The sequence below is a fragment of the Streptomyces hyaluromycini genome, assembly GCF_002217755.1.
GTDB lineage: Bacteria > Actinomycetota > Actinomycetes > Streptomycetales > Streptomycetaceae > Streptomyces > Streptomyces hyaluromycini.
In genome coordinates this window covers 109,396-128,171 of sequence record NZ_BCFL01000030.1, presented here as the reverse complement: position 1 = coordinate 128,171, position 18,776 = coordinate 109,396, and the positions used below count along the sequence as shown (strand labels likewise).

Annotated in this window: 17 protein-coding genes; 8 read left to right on the top strand and 9 right to left on the bottom strand. The window is 71.8% G+C overall.

Features of this window, described 5'->3' with window-relative positions; translation table 11 throughout:
• Window positions 1-161: 161 nt before the first annotated feature.
• The 3 genes from SSP29_RS40925 to SSP29_RS40915 all read right to left on the bottom strand — a co-directional run bounded on the left by SSP29_RS40925 (window position 162) and on the right by SSP29_RS40915 (window position 2,265).
• A complete protein-coding gene (locus tag SSP29_RS40925; protein WP_150135885.1) occupies window positions 162-590 on the bottom strand; it encodes an ATP-binding protein in 429 nt (142 codons plus the stop codon).
• Between the two features lie 258 nt (window positions 591-848).
• Window positions 849-1,637, bottom strand: a complete 789-nt coding sequence (locus SSP29_RS40920; protein ID WP_089106025.1) for an anti-sigma factor — start codon at window positions 1,635-1,637, stop codon at window positions 849-851.
• Between the two features lie 25 nt (window positions 1,638-1,662).
• Window positions 1,663-2,265, bottom strand: a complete 603-nt coding sequence (locus SSP29_RS40915) for a sigma-70 family RNA polymerase sigma factor (protein WP_089106024.1) — start codon at window positions 2,263-2,265, stop codon at window positions 1,663-1,665.
• Window positions 2,266-2,879: 614 nt separating this feature from the next.
• Between SSP29_RS40915 and SSP29_RS57305 the strand changes: the two genes are divergently transcribed.
• The 6 genes from SSP29_RS57305 to SSP29_RS40885 all read left to right on the top strand — a co-directional run bounded on the left by SSP29_RS57305 (window position 2,880) and on the right by SSP29_RS40885 (window position 7,264).
• The gene (locus SSP29_RS57305; RefSeq protein WP_245883493.1) at window positions 2,880-3,188 is read left to right on the top strand and encodes a plastocyanin/azurin family copper-binding protein; all 309 of its coding nucleotides are present in this window, start codon (window positions 2,880-2,882) and stop codon (window positions 3,186-3,188) included.
• Window positions 3,185-4,198 carry a metallophosphoesterase family protein gene (locus tag SSP29_RS40905; protein WP_089106022.1) on the top strand — a complete coding sequence of 338 codons (1,014 nt, stop codon included), beginning with the start codon at window positions 3,185-3,187 and terminating at the stop codon, window positions 4,196-4,198. The genes SSP29_RS57305 and SSP29_RS40905 overlap by 4 nt, the downstream gene beginning before the upstream one ends.
• Complete coding sequence (locus SSP29_RS40900) at window positions 4,195-4,599, top strand: hypothetical protein (protein WP_089106021.1); 405 nt, start codon at window positions 4,195-4,197, stop codon at window positions 4,597-4,599. Before SSP29_RS40905 ends, SSP29_RS40900 begins: the two co-directional genes overlap by 4 nt.
• A gap of 23 nt (window positions 4,600-4,622) precedes the next feature.
• Window positions 4,623-4,895 (top strand): hypothetical protein, encoded by a 273-nt coding sequence (locus SSP29_RS40895; protein WP_089106020.1) that lies wholly within the window; start codon window positions 4,623-4,625, stop codon window positions 4,893-4,895.
• 126 nt (window positions 4,896-5,021) lie between these two features.
• The gene (locus SSP29_RS40890; protein WP_174856049.1) at window positions 5,022-5,489 is read left to right on the top strand and encodes a MarR family winged helix-turn-helix transcriptional regulator; all 468 of its coding nucleotides are present in this window, start codon (window positions 5,022-5,024) and stop codon (window positions 5,487-5,489) included.
• Between the two features lie 116 nt (window positions 5,490-5,605).
• Window positions 5,606-7,264, top strand: coding sequence for an MFS transporter (locus SSP29_RS40885; protein ID WP_245883498.1), 1,659 nt, complete (start codon window positions 5,606-5,608; stop codon window positions 7,262-7,264).
• A gap of 62 nt (window positions 7,265-7,326) precedes the next feature.
• Here the strand turns inward: SSP29_RS40885 and SSP29_RS40880 are convergent, their stop codons facing one another.
• The 3 genes from SSP29_RS40880 to SSP29_RS40870 all read right to left on the bottom strand — a co-directional run bounded on the left by SSP29_RS40880 (window position 7,327) and on the right by SSP29_RS40870 (window position 12,965).
• Entirely contained in the window at window positions 7,327-9,513 is a 2,187-nt protein-coding gene (locus tag SSP29_RS40880) for an RICIN domain-containing protein (protein WP_089106018.1), read from the bottom strand.
• 31 nt (window positions 9,514-9,544) lie between these two features.
• Window positions 9,545-10,906 (bottom strand): chitinase, encoded by a 1,362-nt coding sequence (locus SSP29_RS40875; protein WP_089106017.1) that lies wholly within the window; start codon window positions 10,904-10,906, stop codon window positions 9,545-9,547.
• A gap of 193 nt (window positions 10,907-11,099) precedes the next feature.
• Entirely contained in the window at window positions 11,100-12,965 is a 1,866-nt protein-coding gene (locus SSP29_RS40870) for an ABC transporter ATP-binding protein (protein ID WP_089106016.1), read from the bottom strand.
• Window positions 12,966-13,129: 164 nt separating this feature from the next.
• Between SSP29_RS40870 and SSP29_RS40865 the strand changes: the two genes are divergently transcribed.
• Both SSP29_RS40865 and SSP29_RS40860 read left to right on the top strand, forming a co-directional pair.
• Window positions 13,130-14,113: a lysylphosphatidylglycerol synthase transmembrane domain-containing protein gene (locus SSP29_RS40865; RefSeq protein ID WP_245883492.1), complete on the top strand. Its 984-nt coding sequence runs from the start codon at window positions 13,130-13,132 to the stop codon at window positions 14,111-14,113.
• Between the two features lie 31 nt (window positions 14,114-14,144).
• Window positions 14,145-14,909, top strand: coding sequence for a crotonase/enoyl-CoA hydratase family protein (locus SSP29_RS40860; RefSeq protein WP_089106014.1), 765 nt, complete (start codon window positions 14,145-14,147; stop codon window positions 14,907-14,909).
• Here the strand turns inward: SSP29_RS40860 and SSP29_RS40855 are convergent.
• The 3 genes from SSP29_RS40855 to SSP29_RS40845 are packed head-to-tail and all read right to left on the bottom strand — an operon-like array spanning window position 14,896 to window position 18,763.
• Window positions 14,896-15,924, bottom strand: a complete 1,029-nt coding sequence (locus SSP29_RS40855; protein WP_089106013.1) for an NAD(P)/FAD-dependent oxidoreductase — start codon at window positions 15,922-15,924, stop codon at window positions 14,896-14,898. The two genes, SSP29_RS40860 and SSP29_RS40855, sit on opposite strands and share 14 nt — an antisense overlap.
• A complete protein-coding gene (locus tag SSP29_RS40850) occupies window positions 15,921-17,303 on the bottom strand; it encodes an FAD-dependent oxidoreductase (protein WP_089106012.1) in 1,383 nt (460 codons plus the stop codon). The genes SSP29_RS40855 and SSP29_RS40850 overlap by 4 nt, the downstream gene beginning before the upstream one ends.
• Window positions 17,300-18,763, bottom strand: a complete 1,464-nt coding sequence (locus SSP29_RS40845) for an FGGY family carbohydrate kinase (protein ID WP_089106011.1) — start codon at window positions 18,761-18,763, stop codon at window positions 17,300-17,302. The genes SSP29_RS40850 and SSP29_RS40845 overlap by 4 nt, the downstream gene beginning before the upstream one ends.
• Between the last annotated feature and the right edge of the window lie 13 nt (window positions 18,764-18,776).

The following is an 18,776-nucleotide window of genomic DNA, read 5'->3' as shown; positions in this document are numbered from 1 at the left end:
GAGGGCCGGGGGGATCGCCGCGGACGGCATGGGCACCTGGGCCGGGCCCGGGCAGCCGTCGACGGGGCACCGCTTGTGGGTCGCGAAGGCCCACTCGGCAGCGCCGCCGGACGACCCGGCACCGGCAACGGGCCGCGGTTCGCGCGGAACGCCCGGCCCGGTCATGACGAGCACCTGAGGCAGGCGCGGACTTCGCGGCCGCCGCGCGTCTGGTGGACCTCGGTCGACTGGGCGAGGTACTGGACGATGCCGGTGCCGCGGCCGTGTTCGTCGGGGGCGATGTCGGGGCGATGGCGGTCCACCGCCACGCCGGAGTCGGTGACCACGATGTGCAGAGTGCCGTCGTCGAGGACGAGCAGCAGGCTCATGCGCTCGCGGCCGTACCGGGCGGCGTTGGCGGTGAGTTCGTCGACGATGAGAACGGCGGAGTCCCGCTCGCTCGCGGGCACACTCCAGGTCTCCAGCAGATCGGCCGCGAAGTGACGAGCGGCGGAGACGTGCGCCTCCTGCGCGGGCAGGGTGAGCAGTGCCTCGTGGCGGCAGGGCCGGCCGAGCGGTGAACTCGGGCTGAGGGAATCGGTCACAAACATGGTCCTGTGGCTCTTCTGTGAATGTGCGGAGAGCGGAACGGGGGGGGAAGTTCACCAGCAACTTCGGGGGCTGTCGGTAGGCCGGATCCTGAAGTGGCGCGCTCATTCAGTTCCACGGGTGACACATGCCGAACGGTTCAAGTTGTTCGCCCCTTTTTGCCCGATTTCTCGCCGGTCGCGTCAACACCGGCGGCCCGGCCGGACTCACTCGCCTCCACCAGGGGCCCGATGCCGAACTCGGCCGTACCGGGCACCGGCTCACGCCTGGATGGTGACCATCTTCTGACCGTTGCCGGCGAGAATCTCGAAGTGGTCAATGGCCCCCGGGGACATGGGAACCGCCCCGGGGATCGTGGTGCCGGGAGGGTACTCGCCCGCCCTCCAGGTAGCGCCGACAGTCCTGGCTCCGCCGGACTCGACCGCCTGCAGCCGGCAGGTGATTCCGGCGGGCGCCCCCTTGGCGGAGACCTGCAGGAGACTGCCCCAGGCAGAGGGCCAGACCTTCACCGAGGCGGAGACGCCGGTGGTGGAATCGCTTCCGGAGAAGGTGCGCCAGGCAGTCGGTGCGGTCGGCCCGGGCGGGGTCGCCTGGCTGCTCACGGATCCGACGGCCGCCAGCCATGTGCCGCCGACCGCTGCCGCGACGAACGTCAACGAGGCGGCCGCGCCGGCCAGTTGCAGACGCACCCGCCTGCGGCGCCGGCCCGCGGCCTGCTGGAGCAGCCTCTCCAGCACACCCCCTGCCGGCACCTTCGACACCGCGGGCGCGGCGGGCCGTTCGAGCAGGGAGCCCTGCGCGCTTTCGGCGGCCCGCGCCACCAGCCGGTCGGCCAGCTCCTCGTCGGCCGTCGGCACCGCCTGACCCGAGGCTTCGGCTTCGGTCACCGTCGCCAGCAGCGCGGGCAATCCCGCCAGCCGGACGTGTTCGGCCCGGCAGTCGGCGCATTCCGCGAGGTGAATGCGGACCCGTTCCATTTCCGCCGAGGGCAGCGTGCCCAGGACGTATCCCCCCAGCGCCAGCCGGAGGGCGTCGTGCTCCGCACTCATGGTCGCCACCTCCTGGCCGCCACGGTCATGGCTCGATGCCCCGCTCCTGCAACGCCAGCCGCAGGGCGTGCAGGGCGTAGTACGTCCGCGACTTCACGGTGCCCAGCGGGATTCCCAGCACCTTTGCGGCCTCCGCCATGGTCCGGCCCCGGTAGTAGGTCTCCAGCAGGACGGCGCGGTGGTCCGGGGACAGCGACCGGACGGCGTCGGCAACCGCCCAGCTCTGCAGTGCCTGCTCGATCTGGTCCTCGCCCGGCGCCTGCTCGGCGGCCCGCTGAAGGGCCTCGCCGCCGGCCTCGGCCGGTCTGGCCTGCCGGGCCCGGTGGGCGTCGATGACCAGGCGCCGGGCGACCGTACACAGCCATGCCCGGGCGGGGCCCCGTGCGGGGTCGAAGGCGGCGGGATGCTGCCACGCCCGCAGCAGGGTCTCCTGCACCACGTCCTCCGCCCATTGCCAGTCTCCTGAAGTCAGTCGCAGCACGTAGTGGAACAGGGCCCCTGCGTGCTCCGCGTACAGAGTGCGCAGCAGTTCCTCGTCTGCGGTCGAAAGCGTCCCTTTACCAGAGACACGGTGCGCGGAGCGATTCGGATCCGTCCTCGGACCACGTTTTCGGGAACTCCAGGGCATAGGCCGATCATCGCGCACATATACCGCTTTGTCCTGTAACGCTCAGCACGCCAGATGTGACGCTCTGATGGCATTTCTGGCGATACATCTCGCCTAGCTGTCTCACGACCCGGGAGAGTCAAGCGTGCGCGGCGCCCGGGAGGCGGGCCGGTCGACGGCGACGCCAAGAGGTTTCACAAAAAGTGCATATCCATCGAACCGCGGAACTCCCGCCATCCGTGGAACCGGACAAGAGCCGACTCGGTGGCCCGCAAGGGCGGATGTACAGCGCAGGGCACACGCCCGTGAACACGGCATCCACCACACATTCCTGCGGCTGCGGGCGCCGAGCCGGCGCAGTCCCCGTCTCCCCCGATCAGTGAGGACCGAACACCATGTACCTGCACCTTTCCACACCTGGCAGGCGGCCACGCGCTGCGGCCGGACTGGCCGTCGCCGTTCTCGCCACCGCCGGCACGGTGGGGCTCCTCAGTTCTTGCGGCCAGTCGTCGCATTCCCCGGCCGGCGGAGCCGGCGCCCTCACACCCGGCGCGGGCCAGCACCGGACGGCAGGGATGCCCGGCGCCACGGGGCCGGGGAAGGGCTCCGCTCCCGGCGCCCCGCCGATGCCCGGTATGAGCATGCCGATGAGCCCTTCGGGTGCGAGCACGCAGGCCGCGGCGGTGACCGGGAACGCGGTGGCGATCAGGAACTTCGCGTTCTTCCCCGCCACGCTGAAGGTCAAAGCGGGCACGAAGGTGACGTGGACCAATCAGGACACCGACGCCCACACCGTCACCAGCGCCGGATCGGGCGGCCCGCTGCAATCGGCCGCCCTGGCCACCCATGCCACCTACAGCTACACGTTCACCAAGCCCGGCACCTATGCCTATCTCTGCGCCATCCATCCGTTCATGACCGCCACCGTGGAGGTGTCCCGATGACCGGCTACTACGACAGTCACGACGGAGCACCGGCCGACAACGCCGGTGAGCCCGACACCGAACACGGCATGACTCGACGTCAACTCATGCGACACGCGGGGTGGTTCGGCGGCGCGGTGGTGCTGACCGTGGCCGCTGGAGAGGTCATGAGCCATATCGCCGACTCCCAGGACACCAACGCCGGGGGCGCGACCGGGGCCGCGGCCGCGGCCGCCGTGGTGGGAAGCGGCACGCTGCGGTTCGTGCAGGTCTCCGACAGCCACATCGGGTTCCAGGGCCCGGCGAACACGAACGTGGCCGGCTCCTTCGCCGAGGCGATCAAGCAGGTCAACTCGCTCGGATTCAGACCCGACTTCGTCATGCACAGCGGCGATCTGACCCACCTGTCCACGGCCGGGCAGTTCGACCAGGTCAAGCAGATGATGACCGGAATGAGGACGGACCGCGTCTTCACCGTGCCGGGCGAACACGACTCCATCGGCGATGCAGGCCGCGCCTACCGGCGCACCTTCGGCATGGGCACGCTCGGCGACGGCTGGTACAGCTTCGACACCCACGGCGTGCACTTCATCGCCCTGGTCAACACCCTGAGCCTGGAGAAGCTCGGCCACCTGGGCACCGACCAGATCGACTTCGTTCGCAAGGACCTCGCGGGGCTGTCGTCGGACACCCCCATCGTGGTCTTCAGCCACATCCCGCTGTTCGCCATGTACCCGAAGTGGGGCTGGAGCACCGACGACGCCCTCAAGGTCATCGCCCTGCTGCGCCGCTTCTCCTCCGTCACCTGCCTCAACGGGCACGTCCACCAGCTGTTCACCAAGACAGACGGCAACATCACCTTCCACTCCGCCACCACCACCGCCTACCCCCTGCCCAAACCGGGCCGCGCCCCCGCTCCCACCCCGCAGGTCGTCCCTGCCCGGCAGCTCCATGCGGCACTCGGCATCCGCAGCGTCGGCTACCGCCAAGGCGACCGCGAGCTGGCGATCAAGGACCAGAGGCTGGCATGAGCACCCGAAGATTCCTCGCCCCCGCCCTGCGGTCGATGACCGCCGCGACCCTCGCCGCCGGCGGATACATTCACGCCCAGCTCTACCTCGACGGGTATCGCTTCATCCACGTCGTCGGCCCCCTGTTCCTGCTCCAGGCCAGCGCGTCCTTCGCCCTCGCCGCCATTCTGCTGATCGGGACACCACCCCTGCCGCTGAGGGCCGCCGCGGCAGGTGCCGCGCTCGGCGCTCTGGGCGGTTTCACCGCTTCGCGCACCGTAGGAGTGTTCGGTTTCACCGAGCACGGTCTGCAGCCCGAGCCGCAAGCCGTCCTCAGCCTCCTCGCCGAAACCGGCACGCTGCTGCTCCTCGCCGCCTGGCAGGTGACCGTGACCAGACAACCCCGCGCCGCCCGCGCCTGAGTTCCGGAACCAAGGAGTGCCCCATGCGCCTGGAACCGCGCCCAGGAATCGCCTGGCCGAGCCCGCGCCTGCGCGAACTGAAGGATGCCGTACGCGCTCTGCTCGGCCTGGACGACGACACCGCCGTCATAGTCCGCCAGCTCGTCTGCGGCGAAGTCGGCCGCCCGGCACCGGAGACCGTCGTCGGGGTGCTGCCCATGGACGGCGAGACCCACCGCTGGACGCTCCACCGCCCCGCCGAGCAGATCACCGAGAACGAGCTGCGGACCGCTCTGCTCCACCACCGGCCGGGCTGACCGGAACCCATCGCCGGCGGCAGCACCCGTGGCCCGCCGGCGTCCGGGACGCGGGTCGGCACTGCCGCCCGGATTTACTGACGATTGGTTGATCAGTCCAGACTGATAAACCTACTGTTAGTACTTGTGAAGACAGATATAGCCGCTGGTGGCGGTCACATCCGTGAGCCGGGCGACACCACCCGCCTCGCATCCGGCCTCCGGCTCGCGGTGGGCCGTCTGACGCGGCGGCTGCGCCAGGCACACGCCGTGGGAGACGTGTCCCTGTCCGGGGTGTCCGTACTGGCGCGGCTCGCCACCGACGGGCCCGACTCGCCGACGTCCCTCGCCGAACTGGAACGGGTACGCCCGCAGGCCATGGCCAGCATCCTCGCCCAGCTCGAACAGCGCGCGCTGGTCCGCCGTACCCCCGACGCCGCGGACGGGCGGCGGAGCATCCTGGAGGTCACCGAGGAGGGGCGGGCCATGCTGGCCGAGCGGCGCTCGGAGTCGGTGCAGCGTCTCGCGGCCGTCCTCGACGACTTCACGCCCGAGGAGCGTGTCACCCTCACCTCCGCCGTGCCCCTCCTAGACCGGCTGGCGGAGCGGCTGTGAGCGGCCGCGGGTGGTCCGGCGCCCTGCGCTCGGCCCGCCGCAAGGAGACCCCGGCCGGGCCCGGCTACAAGTGGGTCGCGCTGTCGAACACCACGCTCGGCGTGCTGATCGCCACGATGGACGCGTCGATCGTGATCATCTCGCTGCCGGCGATCTTCCGCGGCATCGGGCTCGATCCGCTCGCGCCGGGCAACATCGGCTATCTGCTCTGGATGATCCTCGGCTATCTGCTGGTGTCCGCCGTGCTGGTCGTCGTGCTCGGGCGGCTCGGCGACATGTTCGGGCGGGTGAAGATCTACAACCTCGGGTTCCTGATCTTCGCGTGTGCCTCGGTCGCGCTGTCGCTCGATCCGTTCCGCGCCGGGGCCGGCGCCCTGTGGCTGATCCTGTGGCGGATCGTGCAGGCCTTCGGCGGGTCCATGCTCACCGCCAACTCGGCGGCCATCCTCACCGACGCCTTCCCGGCCCGGCAGCGCGGCATGGCCCTCGGCATCAACCAGATCACCGCGCTCGCGGGCCAGTTCCTCGGTCTGCTCGCGGGCGGGCTGCTCGCCGTCGTCGACTGGCGTGCCGTGTTCTGGGTGAGCGTCCCGGTCAGCATCACCGGCACGATCTGGTCGTACCTGAGCCTGCGCGAGACCTCGGCGGGCCGGCCCGGCCGCATCGACTGGCTGGGCAACCTCACCTTCGCGGCCGGCGCCGGCATCCTGCTGGCCGGGATCACCTACGGGATCCAGCCCTACGGCGACAGCGCCACCGGCTGGGGGAACCCCTGGGTGCTGACCGGCCTGATCGGTGGCGCCGCCCTGCTGCTGGCCTTCTGTGTCATCGAGACCCGGGTCGCCGAACCCATGTTCGACCTGGCGCTCTTCAGGAACAGGGCGTTCGCCGCGGGCAACGTGGCCGCCCTGCTCACCTCGATCGCGCGCGGCGGCCTGCAGTTCATGCTGATCATCTGGCTGCAGGGCATCTGGCTGCCGCTGCACGGCTACGACTTCGAGGACACCCCGCTGTGGGCCGGCATCTTCATGCTCCCGCTGACGCTGGGCTTCCTGATCGCAGGACCGGTGTCCGGCTACCTGTCGGACCGGTTCGGCGCCCGGTTCTTCTCCACCGCGGGGCTGGTGGTCGTCATGGCGTCCTTCCTGGGGCTGCTCGCGCTGCCCGTCGACTTCGACTACGGGCTGTTCGCGGCGCTGCTGCTGCTCAACGGCCTGGGTCAGGGCATGTTCTCGGCGCCCAACACCTCGTCGATCATGGGCAGTGTGCCGGCCGAGTACCGGGGTGTCGCCTCGGGCATGCGCTCGACCTTCCAGAACTCCGGTACGGCGCTGTCCATCGGCGTCTTCTTCTCGCTGATGGTGTCCGGGCTCGCCTCCTCGCTCCCGGCGACGCTGAAGAGCGGCCTGGTGGCGCACGGCGTGCCGGCCGCCTCCGCCGCGCACGCCGCGGCGCTGCCGCCGGTGAGCACGCTGTTCGCGACGTTCCTCGGCAACAACCCCATCGAGCACCTGCTCGCCTCCGAGGGCGTCCTGGACCATGTCACCAAGGCCCAGCGGTCGGCGCTGACCGGGCACACCTTCTTCCCGCAGCTGGTGTCGGGGCCCTTCCACCACGGCCTGGCCATCGTCTTCGGCGTGGCCGCCGGCATGGCCCTGGTCTCCGCGGTGGCCTCCGCACTGCGCGGCGGCCACCGGCCGGGACCGGACCAGCAGGAGCCCAAGGACCGGCCCGCGGCGCGTACGGCGCAGTCCCGGCACAACGCGCCGTCGTGAAAAGCGCGGGTGCCCCGGCGGAGATCCGCCGGGGCACCCGTTGTCCGCTCACCGGGCGACGGTCACGGATACGAGTTGAGGTTCGCGACGTTGGTCGACGAGTTCGACGGTCCTCCGCTGTTGTTGATGACGTGGGTGATGGTGCCGGTGCCGCCGAGGGAGACCGTCACCATGCTGGTGAACTTGACGTTCGAGTTGGTCGGCGCCTCGATCGCGTGATCGGCGACGACGCTTGAGTTGCTGCTGAAGTAGCAGTAGCTGCCGAGGCCGTACGCCTGGTGGCTGGTGACCGAGTCGGCGACCTTGTAGGCCGCGTAGCCCTTGGTCGAGCCGTTCATCCAGGACGACTGGTTCGGCGGGTCGTACGGCATCTCGTTCTGGTAGAAGTACGTCTTGCCGCCGTTGCCGTTCCAGATGGTCTGGTACTTCTGGAAGTGCTCGACGAACAGGCCGTACATGGTCACGTTGTCGCCGTTGACGACGAGTCCGGTGTCCGCGGTGTTGGTGGTCCAGCCGACGCCGGTGCCGTGGTCGGCGCGCCAGATCCACATGTGGTCGCCGATGACGTTGCCGCTGTTGACGACCAGGCTGGTGGTGGCCTTGCCGACGCCCGCGCCGCCGATGCGGAAGTACACGTCGTGCAGGGACGTCGGGTCGCTCGCGTGCGAGGCCGAGGAGCCGCTCGGGCCGACCTCCACCAGGGTGGAGGAGTTGGTGGTGCCGGCGTCGAAGAGCAGGCCCGCGATGTTGACGCCGTCGACGTCGGCGACCTTCATGGCGGTGATGCCGTTGTCCGGGACGAAGGTGGCGAGGCCGAGACCGAGGACGACGGTGTCGGCGCGGTTGATCTGCAGGGTCTGGTCGAGGTGGTAGACACCCGGGGTGACCAGGAGGTTCTTGCCCGCCGTGAGGGCCGCGTTGATCTGGGACGCGGTGGCGCCCGGCTTCACGACGTAGAAGCTGTCCAGCGAGAGCGAGGTACCGGCGGCGGAGCCGGAACTCCAGCTGGTGCCGGAGGTGTTGGTGCGCGTGGACGGCACGAACACCTGGTAGTTGCCGGAGCCGTCGACGTACAGGAACGGCTTCTCACGGGTCACCGGACTCTGCGCGACCGCGGTGTCCGGCGGGCTCGGGAAGGTGGTCGACGGGGCGCCCGTGCTGCCCACGAAGACCATGTTCCAGTTGGAGCCGGTCCAGCTGCCGAGCTGGGAGTTGCGGGTCAGCCACTGCTGCTGGGTACCGGAGTTGACCTGGCCGTTGATCTGGCTGTCGGCGATCAGGCCGCCGCTGGACCAGCCGCCGTCGTCCAGGGCGAGGTTGCCGCGCAGGTGCACCCGGCGGTAGGCGGACGCCTGCGAGACCGCCCAGCGGTCGCTGCCGCTGGTCGGGTTGACGGAGAGGTTCTCGGCGCCGCGCCAGAAGTTCTGGGTGGCGTTGCCCGAGAACCAGTCGGCCTCGGCGTGCACCGCGCCGTTGATCGAGACCGCGTCGGGCGACAGGCCCAGGCCGAGGACCTGGGTGTAGAAGCCGACGTTGACGTCCGCGCTGTAGGCGCCGGGCTTGAACATCACGGCGTAGCGCTGGGAGCCGAACTGGTTGGTCTGCTGCTGCGCGAAGATCGAGTCCAGCTTGCTCTGGATGGTCGACGCGGACATCGACGGGTCGAAGATGACCACGTTGGAGCCGAGGTCCGGGTTGCTCGACTGGGTCACCGGGACGACCTGGAAACGCTGGGCCGCCGTGCCGTTGCAGGTGTACTGCACGAACTGCACGCTGTCGGCGGTCGAGGCGGAGGGGTCGTCCAGGCACTTGCCGCTGTTGCGGTTGACGAAGTGGTAGGCGCCGCCGCCGTCGTCGACGGGCAGCCACTGCTGGTTGGTGCCGCCGCCGTAGGTCCACATCTGGACGAGCGCGTTGTCGGCCGTCGAGACGCCGGTGACGTCCAGGACCTCGTTGGCGTTGTTGCCGTTGTTGATACGGACGTAGCCGTCGCTGGTGGAGGTGAAACTCCACTGCTGGGCGGTGGAGTTGTTGCAGGCGTACTGCTGGACGACGGTGCCGTCGGCGGTGGCGGCCGCCTTGGCGTCCACGCACTTGCCGCTGGCCGCGTTGAGCAGGGTGGTGTTGCCGGTGGGCAGCGTGGCGGCGGACGCGGGCGAGGAGGCGCCCGCCGCGGTGAGCAGCGAGGCGGCGACAACGGCCACCGCTGCGGCGGCCGTTGATCTGCGGCGCCGGGGAAGGGAAAGCACTGGTTCTCCTTGAAGGCGGCTTGCGGAGGGGTCAGCCGGTGTATCCGGCGAAGACGCGCGTGTAGTCCCAGTTGGACTGGCTCACGCCGGAGCAGCTGTCGGCGGAGCCGCCGGTGCAGGGCCGGTCGCGGTTGGCGGACCAGAAGGTGAGCCGGGCCAGGTGGTGCTGCTGGGCGTAGGCGAGGATGGTCCGGAAGTCGGCCACCGTGACGGTCTCGCTGTTGTCGGTGATGCCGTTCATCGACGAGATGCCCATGTCCCGGTAGGCGGTGTCGTCGCTGTAGCCGTACGCGTTCTTCAGCGCGTTCTTGAGCCCCTCGGCCGCCTGGGTGGTGAGGTTGCCCATGTTCTGGCCCGCACCGCCGAAGTCGAACGGCATGATGGCCCAGGCGTCGACGGTCAGCCCGGAGGACGCGGCCCGGTTGATCAGGCTGGTGTCGGGGCCGCTCTGGCCGGTGCCGATGGTGATGTACACCTTCAGGCCGGAGTTGTTGGCCTTCACCGTCTTCAGCGCGTCGACGACCCGCTGCTGCACGGTCCCGTTGCTGTAGGCGTCGGCTTCGAGGTCGATGTCGATGGCCTTGAGACCGCCGTAGGCGTTGATGACCTTCTGGTAGGCCGCCGCCAGCTCGCTCGCGCTGGAGCAGGAGCTCTCCAGCTTGTTGCCGCTGTAGCCGCCGAACGACGGGATGACGTCACCGCCGTTGGCGCGCACGGTGTTGACGGTGCTCTGGTCGACGCCACCGGTCAGCGCCCGGCTGCCGTCCCACTGCGGGTTGCAGTAGCCGTTGCTGAGGACGAAGGCGAGCGTGTAGTACTTCACGCCGGTCGCGTTGGTGATCGTGGTCGGGCTCGGCGGGTCGCCCCAGCCGTTGTACAGGTACGGCGCCACGGCCATCGGCGAGGACGGGGTGGTGCCGCCGTCGGCCGCCGGGGCGGTCCACTTCTGGTTGGCGGTGCCCGCGCAGGTCCAGATCTGGGCGCGGGTGCCGTTGGCGGACGAGTTGCCCGTGGCGTCCAGGCACTTGTTGGCCTGCGGGTTGACGATGTCGTGGGCGGAGGTGACCGTCCACTGCTGGTTGGCGCCGCCGGAACAGGTCCACAGCTGGGCCTTGGCGCCGTCGGCGGTCGAATTGCCGGTCACGTCGAGACACTTGCCCAGGGCGCGTATGGTGCCGTCGCTGCCGACGGTCCACTGCTGGGCGGCGGTCCCGTTGCAGTCGTAGAGCTGGACGGCCGTGCCGTCGGCGGAGCTGGCGCCGGCGACGTCGAGGCACTTGCCGCCGAGGCCGGTGATGGTGCCGGTGGCCGCCTGCGCCGGAGCGGCGGTGAGCAGGCCTGCGGAGAGCGTCAGCGCGGCTATGGAGACAGCCGTGGGGAGTGGTCTGGCCATATGCGGGGGGTGGCCTTTCACGCGGGGGGTGGCAGCACGATGTGTCCCAACACCCTTTGGTCAGGTGGGTGTTGGCTACACACGTGAGCTTTATTTAAGGCGTGAAACTAAAGGTCCGGACCACAGTCGTCAAGTAGGGGAGCGCTCCCCTCCTCGACTCATAGGAAAACGTGACGGTGAGGTGAACGCTCTGTCAGGGCGTCGTCACTTCTGTGAACTGGGTGCGGTGCAGTTCCGCGTATCGGCCGTCCGCCAGCAGGAGTTCGTCGTGGGTACCGCGCTCCACGATCCGCCCCGCCTCGATCACCAGGATCTGGTCGGCGGCCCGGATCGTGGACAGCCGGTGGGCGATGACCACGGCCGTACGCCCCTCCAGCGCTTCGGCGAGGGCCTCCTGGACCGCCGCCTCCGAGGTGTTGTCGAGGTGGGCGGTGGCCTCGTCGAGGATGACCACGCGCTGGCGGGCCAGCAGCAGCCGGGCGATGGTCATCCGCTGCCGCTCGCCGCCGGAGAGCCGGTAGCCGCGTTCGCCGACCACCGTGTCCAGGCCGTCGGGCAGCGACCGTACGACCTCGCCGAGCCGGGCGCGGCCGAGGGCGTCCCACAACTCCTCGTCCGTGGCGGCGGGCCGGGCGAGCAGCAGGTTGGCGCGGACGGTGTCGTGGAAGAGGTGGCCGTCCTGGGTGACCATGCCGAGGGTGGCGCGCAGGGAGCCGGCGGTCAGGTCGCGGACGTCGGCGCCGCCGATGCGGACGGTGCCCTCGTCGACGTCGTACAGGCGCGGCAGCAGCTGGGCGATGGTGGACTTGCCGGCGCCGGAGGAGCCGACGAGGGCCACGGTCTGGCCGGGTTCGGCGCGGAAGGAGATGCCGTGCAGGACCTCGCTGCCACCGCGTGAGTCGAGGACCGCGACCTCTTCGAGGGAGGCGAGGGAGACCTGGTCGGCGGCCGGGTAGGCGAAGCGGACGTCCTCGAACTCGACGGCCACCGGTCCCTCGGGGACCTCGCGGGCGTCCGGTTTCTCCTCGATCAGGGGCTTCAGGTCGAGGACTTCGAAGACCCGCTCGAAGCTGACCAGCGCGCTCATCACCTCGACGCGGGCGCCGGCGAGCGCGGTGAGCGGGGCGTAGAGACGGGTCAGCAGCAGGGCCAGGGAGACCACCGCGCCCGGTTCCAGGGTGCCGCGCAGCGCGAACCAGCCGCCGAGGCCGTAGACCAGGGCGAGCGCCAGCGAGGAGACCAGGGTCAGCGCGGTCATGAACACCGACTGGGCGGTGGCGGTGCGCACGCCGATGTCCCGGACCCGGGCGGCTCGGGCGGTGAACTCCGCCGACTCCTCCTCGGGGCGGCCGAAGAGCTTGATCAGCGTGGCGCCCGGCGCGGAGAAGCGCTCGGTCATCCGGGTGCCCATGTCCGCGTTGAGCGCGGCGGCCTCCCGCTGCATCCGGGCCATCCGGCCGCCCATCCGGCGGGCGGGCACCACGAACACCGGCAGCAGCACCAGCGCGAGCAGGGTGATCTGCCAGGACAGGGTGAGCATGACCGCGAGCGTGAGCAGCAGCGTGACCAGGTTGCTGACCACACCGGAGAGGGTGCCGGCGAAGGCCCGCTGGGCACCGATCACATCGTTGTTGAGACGGCTGACCAGCGCTCCCGTACGGGTACGTGTGAAGAACGCGACGGGCATGCGCTGCACATGATCGAACACGGCCGTGCGCAGGTCGAGGATGAGGCCCTCCCCGAGCGTCGCCGAGAGCCGCCGCCCGAGCACCCCCAGCGCCGCCTCCACGACCGCGACCAGCGCGATCAGCAGCGACAGCCGTTCGACCGTGCCGGTGTCGTGCCCCGACACGATCGCGTCGACGACGTGGCCGGCGAGCACCGGGGTCGCGACGGCGAGCAGGGCGGTGACCACCCCGAGGAGGACGAAACGGATTATCCCGCCCCGGTACGGGCGGGCGAAGGCGGCGATGCGGCGCAGCGTGGCCCGGTCGAAGGGGCGCCGCTCCTGCTGGGCGGTCATCACGCTGTGCAGCTGCATCCAGGCGGTGGTCTCCATACTCATGAGGGAGAACGTAAGACCTCAAGCTTCATTGAGGTCAATGTCCGCTCGCCGTCCCCCGTACGAAGGACCAGATGAGCCCCCACCCGCTTCCCGTCTGTCATCCGGCGTCTCCTCTGCCGCCACCCGCAGTTGGGCCGGCGCGGAAAACCTCTCCCGATGTGACAGCGGTAAGAATCCCCGGCTTCCGTGAGAGCCGTCTCCCCCGGCTCGCCCGCCGCATCCCCTGGCGGCACATCCTCACTCTGATTCCGCTCGTGCTGGTCGCGGTCATCGCGGTGCAGCACTGGCCGGTCCTCGTCGAGGGCTTCGGCCACCTGCGCGACGCCTCCTGGCCCTGGCTGCTGGCGGCCGGCGGTGCCACCTGCCTGACCTGGGTGGCCGCCGCCTTCACCCGGCAGGGTGCCGTCGTCCAGCCGCTGCCCCGCTGGCGGCTGCTGGCCACCCAGCTCGCGGCGGGCTCGGCCAACCACCTGCTGCCGACGGGTCTCGGCTCCGGCGCGGTCAACCTGCGGTTCATGACCGTGTGCGGGGTGCCGCTCGCCACCTCCTCCGCCGCGCTGGCCCTCTATCTGCTCGCCGAGTCGATCGCCCGGGTGGGCCTGATGGCCGTGTTCTTCGTCGCCTTCCCCGACGCGCTCCGGCTCGACGGCCTGCTCCCCGACGGGGACGTCGGACCGGTCCTGGCCGTCGCCGGCGCACTGGTGGCCGTGGCGCTCGCCGCGCTGTTCCTCGTCCGTCGGGTGCGCGAGCCGGTGGTCCGCTTCGTGCGCAGCGCCCTGGGCGAGGCCCGCTCGGTGCACACCCGGCCGTCCCGGGCGCTGGCGCTGTGGGGCGGCTCGCTCGCCTTCCCCGCGCTCCAGGCGGCCGGTCTGGTGGCGGTGGGGCAGGCCCTGGGGCTCGATGTGCCGCCCGCGCACATGGCGCTGGCGTACCTGGCGGCCACGGTCGCCGTCGCCCTCATCCCCACACCGGGCGGCCTGGGTTCGGTGGAGGCGGCGCTGATCGTGGCGCTGGTGGCGGCCGGCGGCCCGGTGGCGGTGGCCACGGCCGTCGTCCTCGCGTACCGGATCATCACCGTGTGGGTGCCGTTGCTGCCGGGAGCCCTGACACTGGGAGCGCTGGTACGACTCAAGGTCATCTGACACGGGGTGGCCTTCCCAGGGAGGGAAACGCATGCCGGTCCGCCTCGAACGCAAGGGTCCTGTCACCACGGTCGTGCTCTCCCGGCCCGAGGTGCGCAACGCGGTGGACGGGCCGACGGCGGCCGAACTGGTCGCCGCCTTCCGGGAGTTCGAGGCGGACGACGAAGCCCGGGTGGCGGTGCTGTGGGGCGAGGGCGGCACGTTCTGCGCGGGTGCGGACCTCAAGGCGATGGGCGGCGAGCGCGGCAACCGGGTGGCGGAGGACGGCGACGGCCCGATGGGCCCGACCCGGCTGCGCCTGTCCAAGCCGGTGATCGCGGCGATCGCCGGGCACGCCGTGGCCGGGGGCCTGGAGCTGGCCCTGTGGTGCGATCTGCGGGTCGCCGAACAGGACGCGGTGTTCGGCGTCTTCTGCCGCCGCTGGGGCGTGCCGCTGATCGACGGCGGCACGGTCCGGCTGCCCCGGCTGATCGGGACCGGCCGGGCGATGGACCTGATCCTCACCGGCCGCCCGGTCCCGGCCCCCGAGGCGTACGAGATGGGCCTGGCCAACCGGGTCGTCCCCGTCGGCCGCTCCCGTGCGGCCGCCGAGGAACTCGCCGCGTCCATCGCGGGTTTCCCGCAGGCCTGCCTGCGCAGTGACCGCGCGTCGGTGCTGGACCAGGAGGGGCTGGCCGAGACGGCGGCGATGAGCGCCGAGATCCGTCACGGGATGGGCGTGCTGGCGGAAGGCCTGGACGGCGCGGCGCGGTTCGCGTCGGGGGCGGGCCGGCACGGGTCCTTCACGGGCGACTGACCAGCCACTCCAGCACCGCCCGCCCCGCCTCGACCCCCTCCCGGGTCGCCGCCCGGACGTCCAGTCCCGGGTGCCGCAGACCGCCGGCGGCGAAGACGCCCGGGCGGTCGGTGTACGGCCCGTGGGCGAGGGCGATCCGGGCCCGCCGGGCGAGTTCGTCCTCGGCGGCGAAGTCCCCGGTGAGGACGACGGTGTCGCAGGCGAGGACGCCGGTACGCCCGTCGCGGTGCCGGATCCGTACGCCGGACAGCCGTCCGTGCCCGAGGATCTCGGTGACCGTCGTGCCGGTGAGCAGCGGGACGCGGGAGCGGAGCCGGGCGTCCAGGGCACGGACGGACCCGGCGCGCGGCCGGTCGGTGACCATGGCGACCACCTCGGCGCCCGCCGCGCGTACGGTCCCGGCCGCCGCGTACGACACGTCCTCGGCCCCGACCACGACCGCCCGCTCGCCGATCGGCTGGCGGTAGCGGTGCACGGCCTGCAGAAGCTCTCCCCCGGTGTGGATCCCGGCGGGCCGGGTGCCCGGGATCAGCCGTGCCGCGCGCGGGCGTTCGTAGGCGCCGGTGGCGAGGACCACCGCCCGTGCGGTGACCGTCTCCGGGCCGCGCACGCCGATCGTGGCGAGGCCCAGGCGCTCCGCTTGCCGTGTGCCGACTGCGGCGCCGTCGTGGCTGGTCGCGCAGTTCCTCCCCCAGCCTTCGGCCGGGGGGACCCCCAGCGCCCGGAAGGGCGCCGTCGAACCGGCCCAGTCCAGCACGGTCACCCCCGTACGGACCACCGCTCCCGCCCGCGCGGCCGCCTCGACGAGCAGGCGGGCGTAGGCCGGACCGGTCAGCGGCCGGGTCCAGGTGCCGAATCCGCCGTGGGCGCAGTACCGGGGCACTCCCCCGGCCTCCTGTTCCCGCTCCAGCACCTCCACCCGGCCGGCTCCGGCGACGGCGAGCCGGGCGGCGGCCGCGAGACCGGCCGGACCGGCACCGACGACGAGTACGTCGACGTGGCGTTCGGCCGTCACGGTCTGCCCGCCCTCTCGAACAGCTCCCGCACCGTCGCCCCGCAGTGGAAGCCCTGGCAGCGGCCCGCCCCGGCCCGGGTGCGGCGGCGCAGGCCCGGCAGGCCGCGTGGCGGGATCGTGGCGGCGAGGGCGTCCCGGATCTCGCCGAGGGTGACGTGCTCGCAGTGGCAGACGACGACGTGAGAACCCTGCTGGTACGGACGGGGGAAGGCCGCGCCGAGGTTCGGCATGCGCACCGGTTCCAGGTCGACGGGGTTCTTCAGGTCCAGCCCCGCGTCCCCCAGCAGTCCGGTGACATGGGAGGCGATGGCGAGCGACGCGGTGAGGCCCGTGGAGCGGATGCCGCCGACGGTGACGTACGCCTGGCCGGGGTGGGCGGAGATGCGGTAGTCGTCGTGTTCGGTGGCGGCGCGCAGACCCGCGTAGACGGCGGTGACCTCCTCGTCGAGGAGCGCGGGCAGGATCCGGCGGCCCTTCTCGCGGAGCAGCGCGAGTCCCTGCGCGGTGGACTGGGTGGCGGTCCTGTCGTCCAGGTCCTCGGCGGTCGGGCCCAGCAGGACGTTGCCGTAGACCGTCGGGGCGACCAGGACGCCCTTGCCGAGAGCGGTGGGGACCGGCAGCAGGATGTGCCGGACGAGGGCGCCGGCGAGCCGGTCGTAGACGATCAGCTGGCCCCGGCGCGGGGTGACGGTGAAGGCGCGGTGGCCGAGGAGGCGGTCGAGGGTGTCGGCGTGCAGGCCGGCCGCGTTGACCAGGTGGCGGGTGTGCAGCGGCCCGCGCGAGGTGGTGAGGGTGTGGATGCCGTCGCGTCGGCTCACCGCCGTGACCTGGGTGTTGAGGTGGAGGTCGACGCCCCCTCGGACCGCCTGGGTGGCGTAGGCCAGGGTGGTGCTCCACGGGCAGACGATGCTCTCGCCGGGCACGTGCAGTGCGCCGAGCGCGCCGGGGCCGAGGTGGGGTTCGCGGGCGTACAGCTCGTCGGCGCCCAACTGCCCGGTGTCGTGGCAGTCGTTGCGTACGGCCTTGCGCGCGAGGTCCGGGAGGGCGGCCAGCTGCTCCCTGTCCCAGGCGACCAGCAGCGCGCCGACCGGCTCGACCGGGATGCCGGACTCGGCGGCGTACGCGGCGAGAAGGCGCGAGCCCTCGCGGACGAGGCGGGCCTCCAGGGTGCCGGGGTGGGCGTCGAACCCGGTGTGCAGGATGGCGGTGTTGGCCTTCGAGGTGCCCTGGCCGACGTCGTCCTGGGCCTCCACCAGAGCGACCCTGAGGTGCGGGTGGCGGGCGAGTTCGCGGGCGATCGCGCTGCCGACGACCCCGGCGCCGACGACCGTCACGTCGTACGGGGCGGAAGGCAGCGGCCCCTCGGCGGTGACCGTCACGCGGGTACTCCGGATCCGGCTCCGGAGCCGGATCCGGCCACCGGCCCGTCGAGCAGGGTGGCGACGGCGGCCCGGAAGACGCCCAGGCGGTCGGCGGCCTCGGCGGCGGAGATGCGCGGCTCGTAGACGGCGGACGGCCTGCTGTCCGGCAGGAAGTCGACGGGGTCGCTGCCGAGGTGGGCCAGCGCGCCCACGCCCAGGGCGGTGGCGTCGGGCACCGTGGACACCTCGACGGGGCGTTGCAGCAGGTCGGCCTGGGTCTGCATGAGCAGGGCCGAGCGGGTCAGCCCGCCGTCGACGCGCAGCGCGGTCAGCGGGGTGCCGAGGTCGGTCTCGGCGGCTTCGGCGAGCTCCGCCACCTGCGCGGCGAGGCCCTCGCACAGGGCCCGCGCCAGATGCCCGGGGCCGGTGTCCAGGCCGAGCCCGGTGAGGGAGCCGCGCAGGTCGCCGCGCCACCAGGGGGCGGCGAGCCCGGCCAGCGCGGGGACGAAGGTGACCCCGCCGGTGTCGGGGACGGTGCCGCCCACCCGGTCCAGGTCGGCGGGGCCGGAGATCACGCCGAGGTCGGTGAGCCAGCGCACGGCGGAGGCGGCGGTGTACACCTGGCCGTCCAGGCAGTAGCCGGGCTCTCCGGCGAGGCGCCAGGCGACGCAGCTGACCAGTCCGGAGGTGCTGTGCCGGGGTGTGTCGCCGGTGTGTGCGAGCAGGAAGGCCCCGGTGCCGTAGGTGCACTTGGCGCCGCCGGGCCCGGTGATGCGCTGGGCGAGAAGGGCGGCCTGCTGGTCCACGGCGAGGCCGGTGATCGGGATCTTGTCCCCGAACTCCTTCGTGGTGCCGACGAGCTGGGCGTTGTCGACGATCTCGGGAAGGTGTTCGGCGGACAGCCCGTAGAGGTCGAGGGCGCGGGACGACCACTGCACCCGGTCCAGGTCGAGGAGGTGGGTGCGGCCGGCGGTGGCGGCGTCGGTGACGTAGGCGCCGGTGAGCCGGTGGACCAGCCAGGCGTCGGTGGTGGTGACGACTCCCCCGGTGGTGAGGTGCCGGCGGATCCAGGCCATCTTCGGCGCGGCGAAGTAGGGGTCGAGCGGGAGGCCGGTGAGGGCGCGTAACTCCTCGGCGTGCTCGGTGAGTCCGGCGCAGACGGACTCGGCCCGGCGGTCCTGCCAGACGATGGCGTCGGTGAGCGGACGCCCGGTGCCGGGGTCCCAGGCGAGGACGGTCTCGCCCTGGTTGGCCAGGCCGAGCGCGGTCACCGGTTCGCCGGCCTCGGCGAGCGCCCGGCGGCCGGCGACGAGCACCGAGTCGTAGAGCTCCACGGGGTCGGCCTCCACCCGGCCGCCGGGCAGGTGCCGGGTCCGCACGGCGACGAATCCGGTGCCGATGACGCCCCGTTCGGGGCAGATCACCAGGGCCTTGGTGCCGGACGTGCCCTGGTCGACGGCGAGCACCGGACCTGTCATCGAGCCTCCCCTG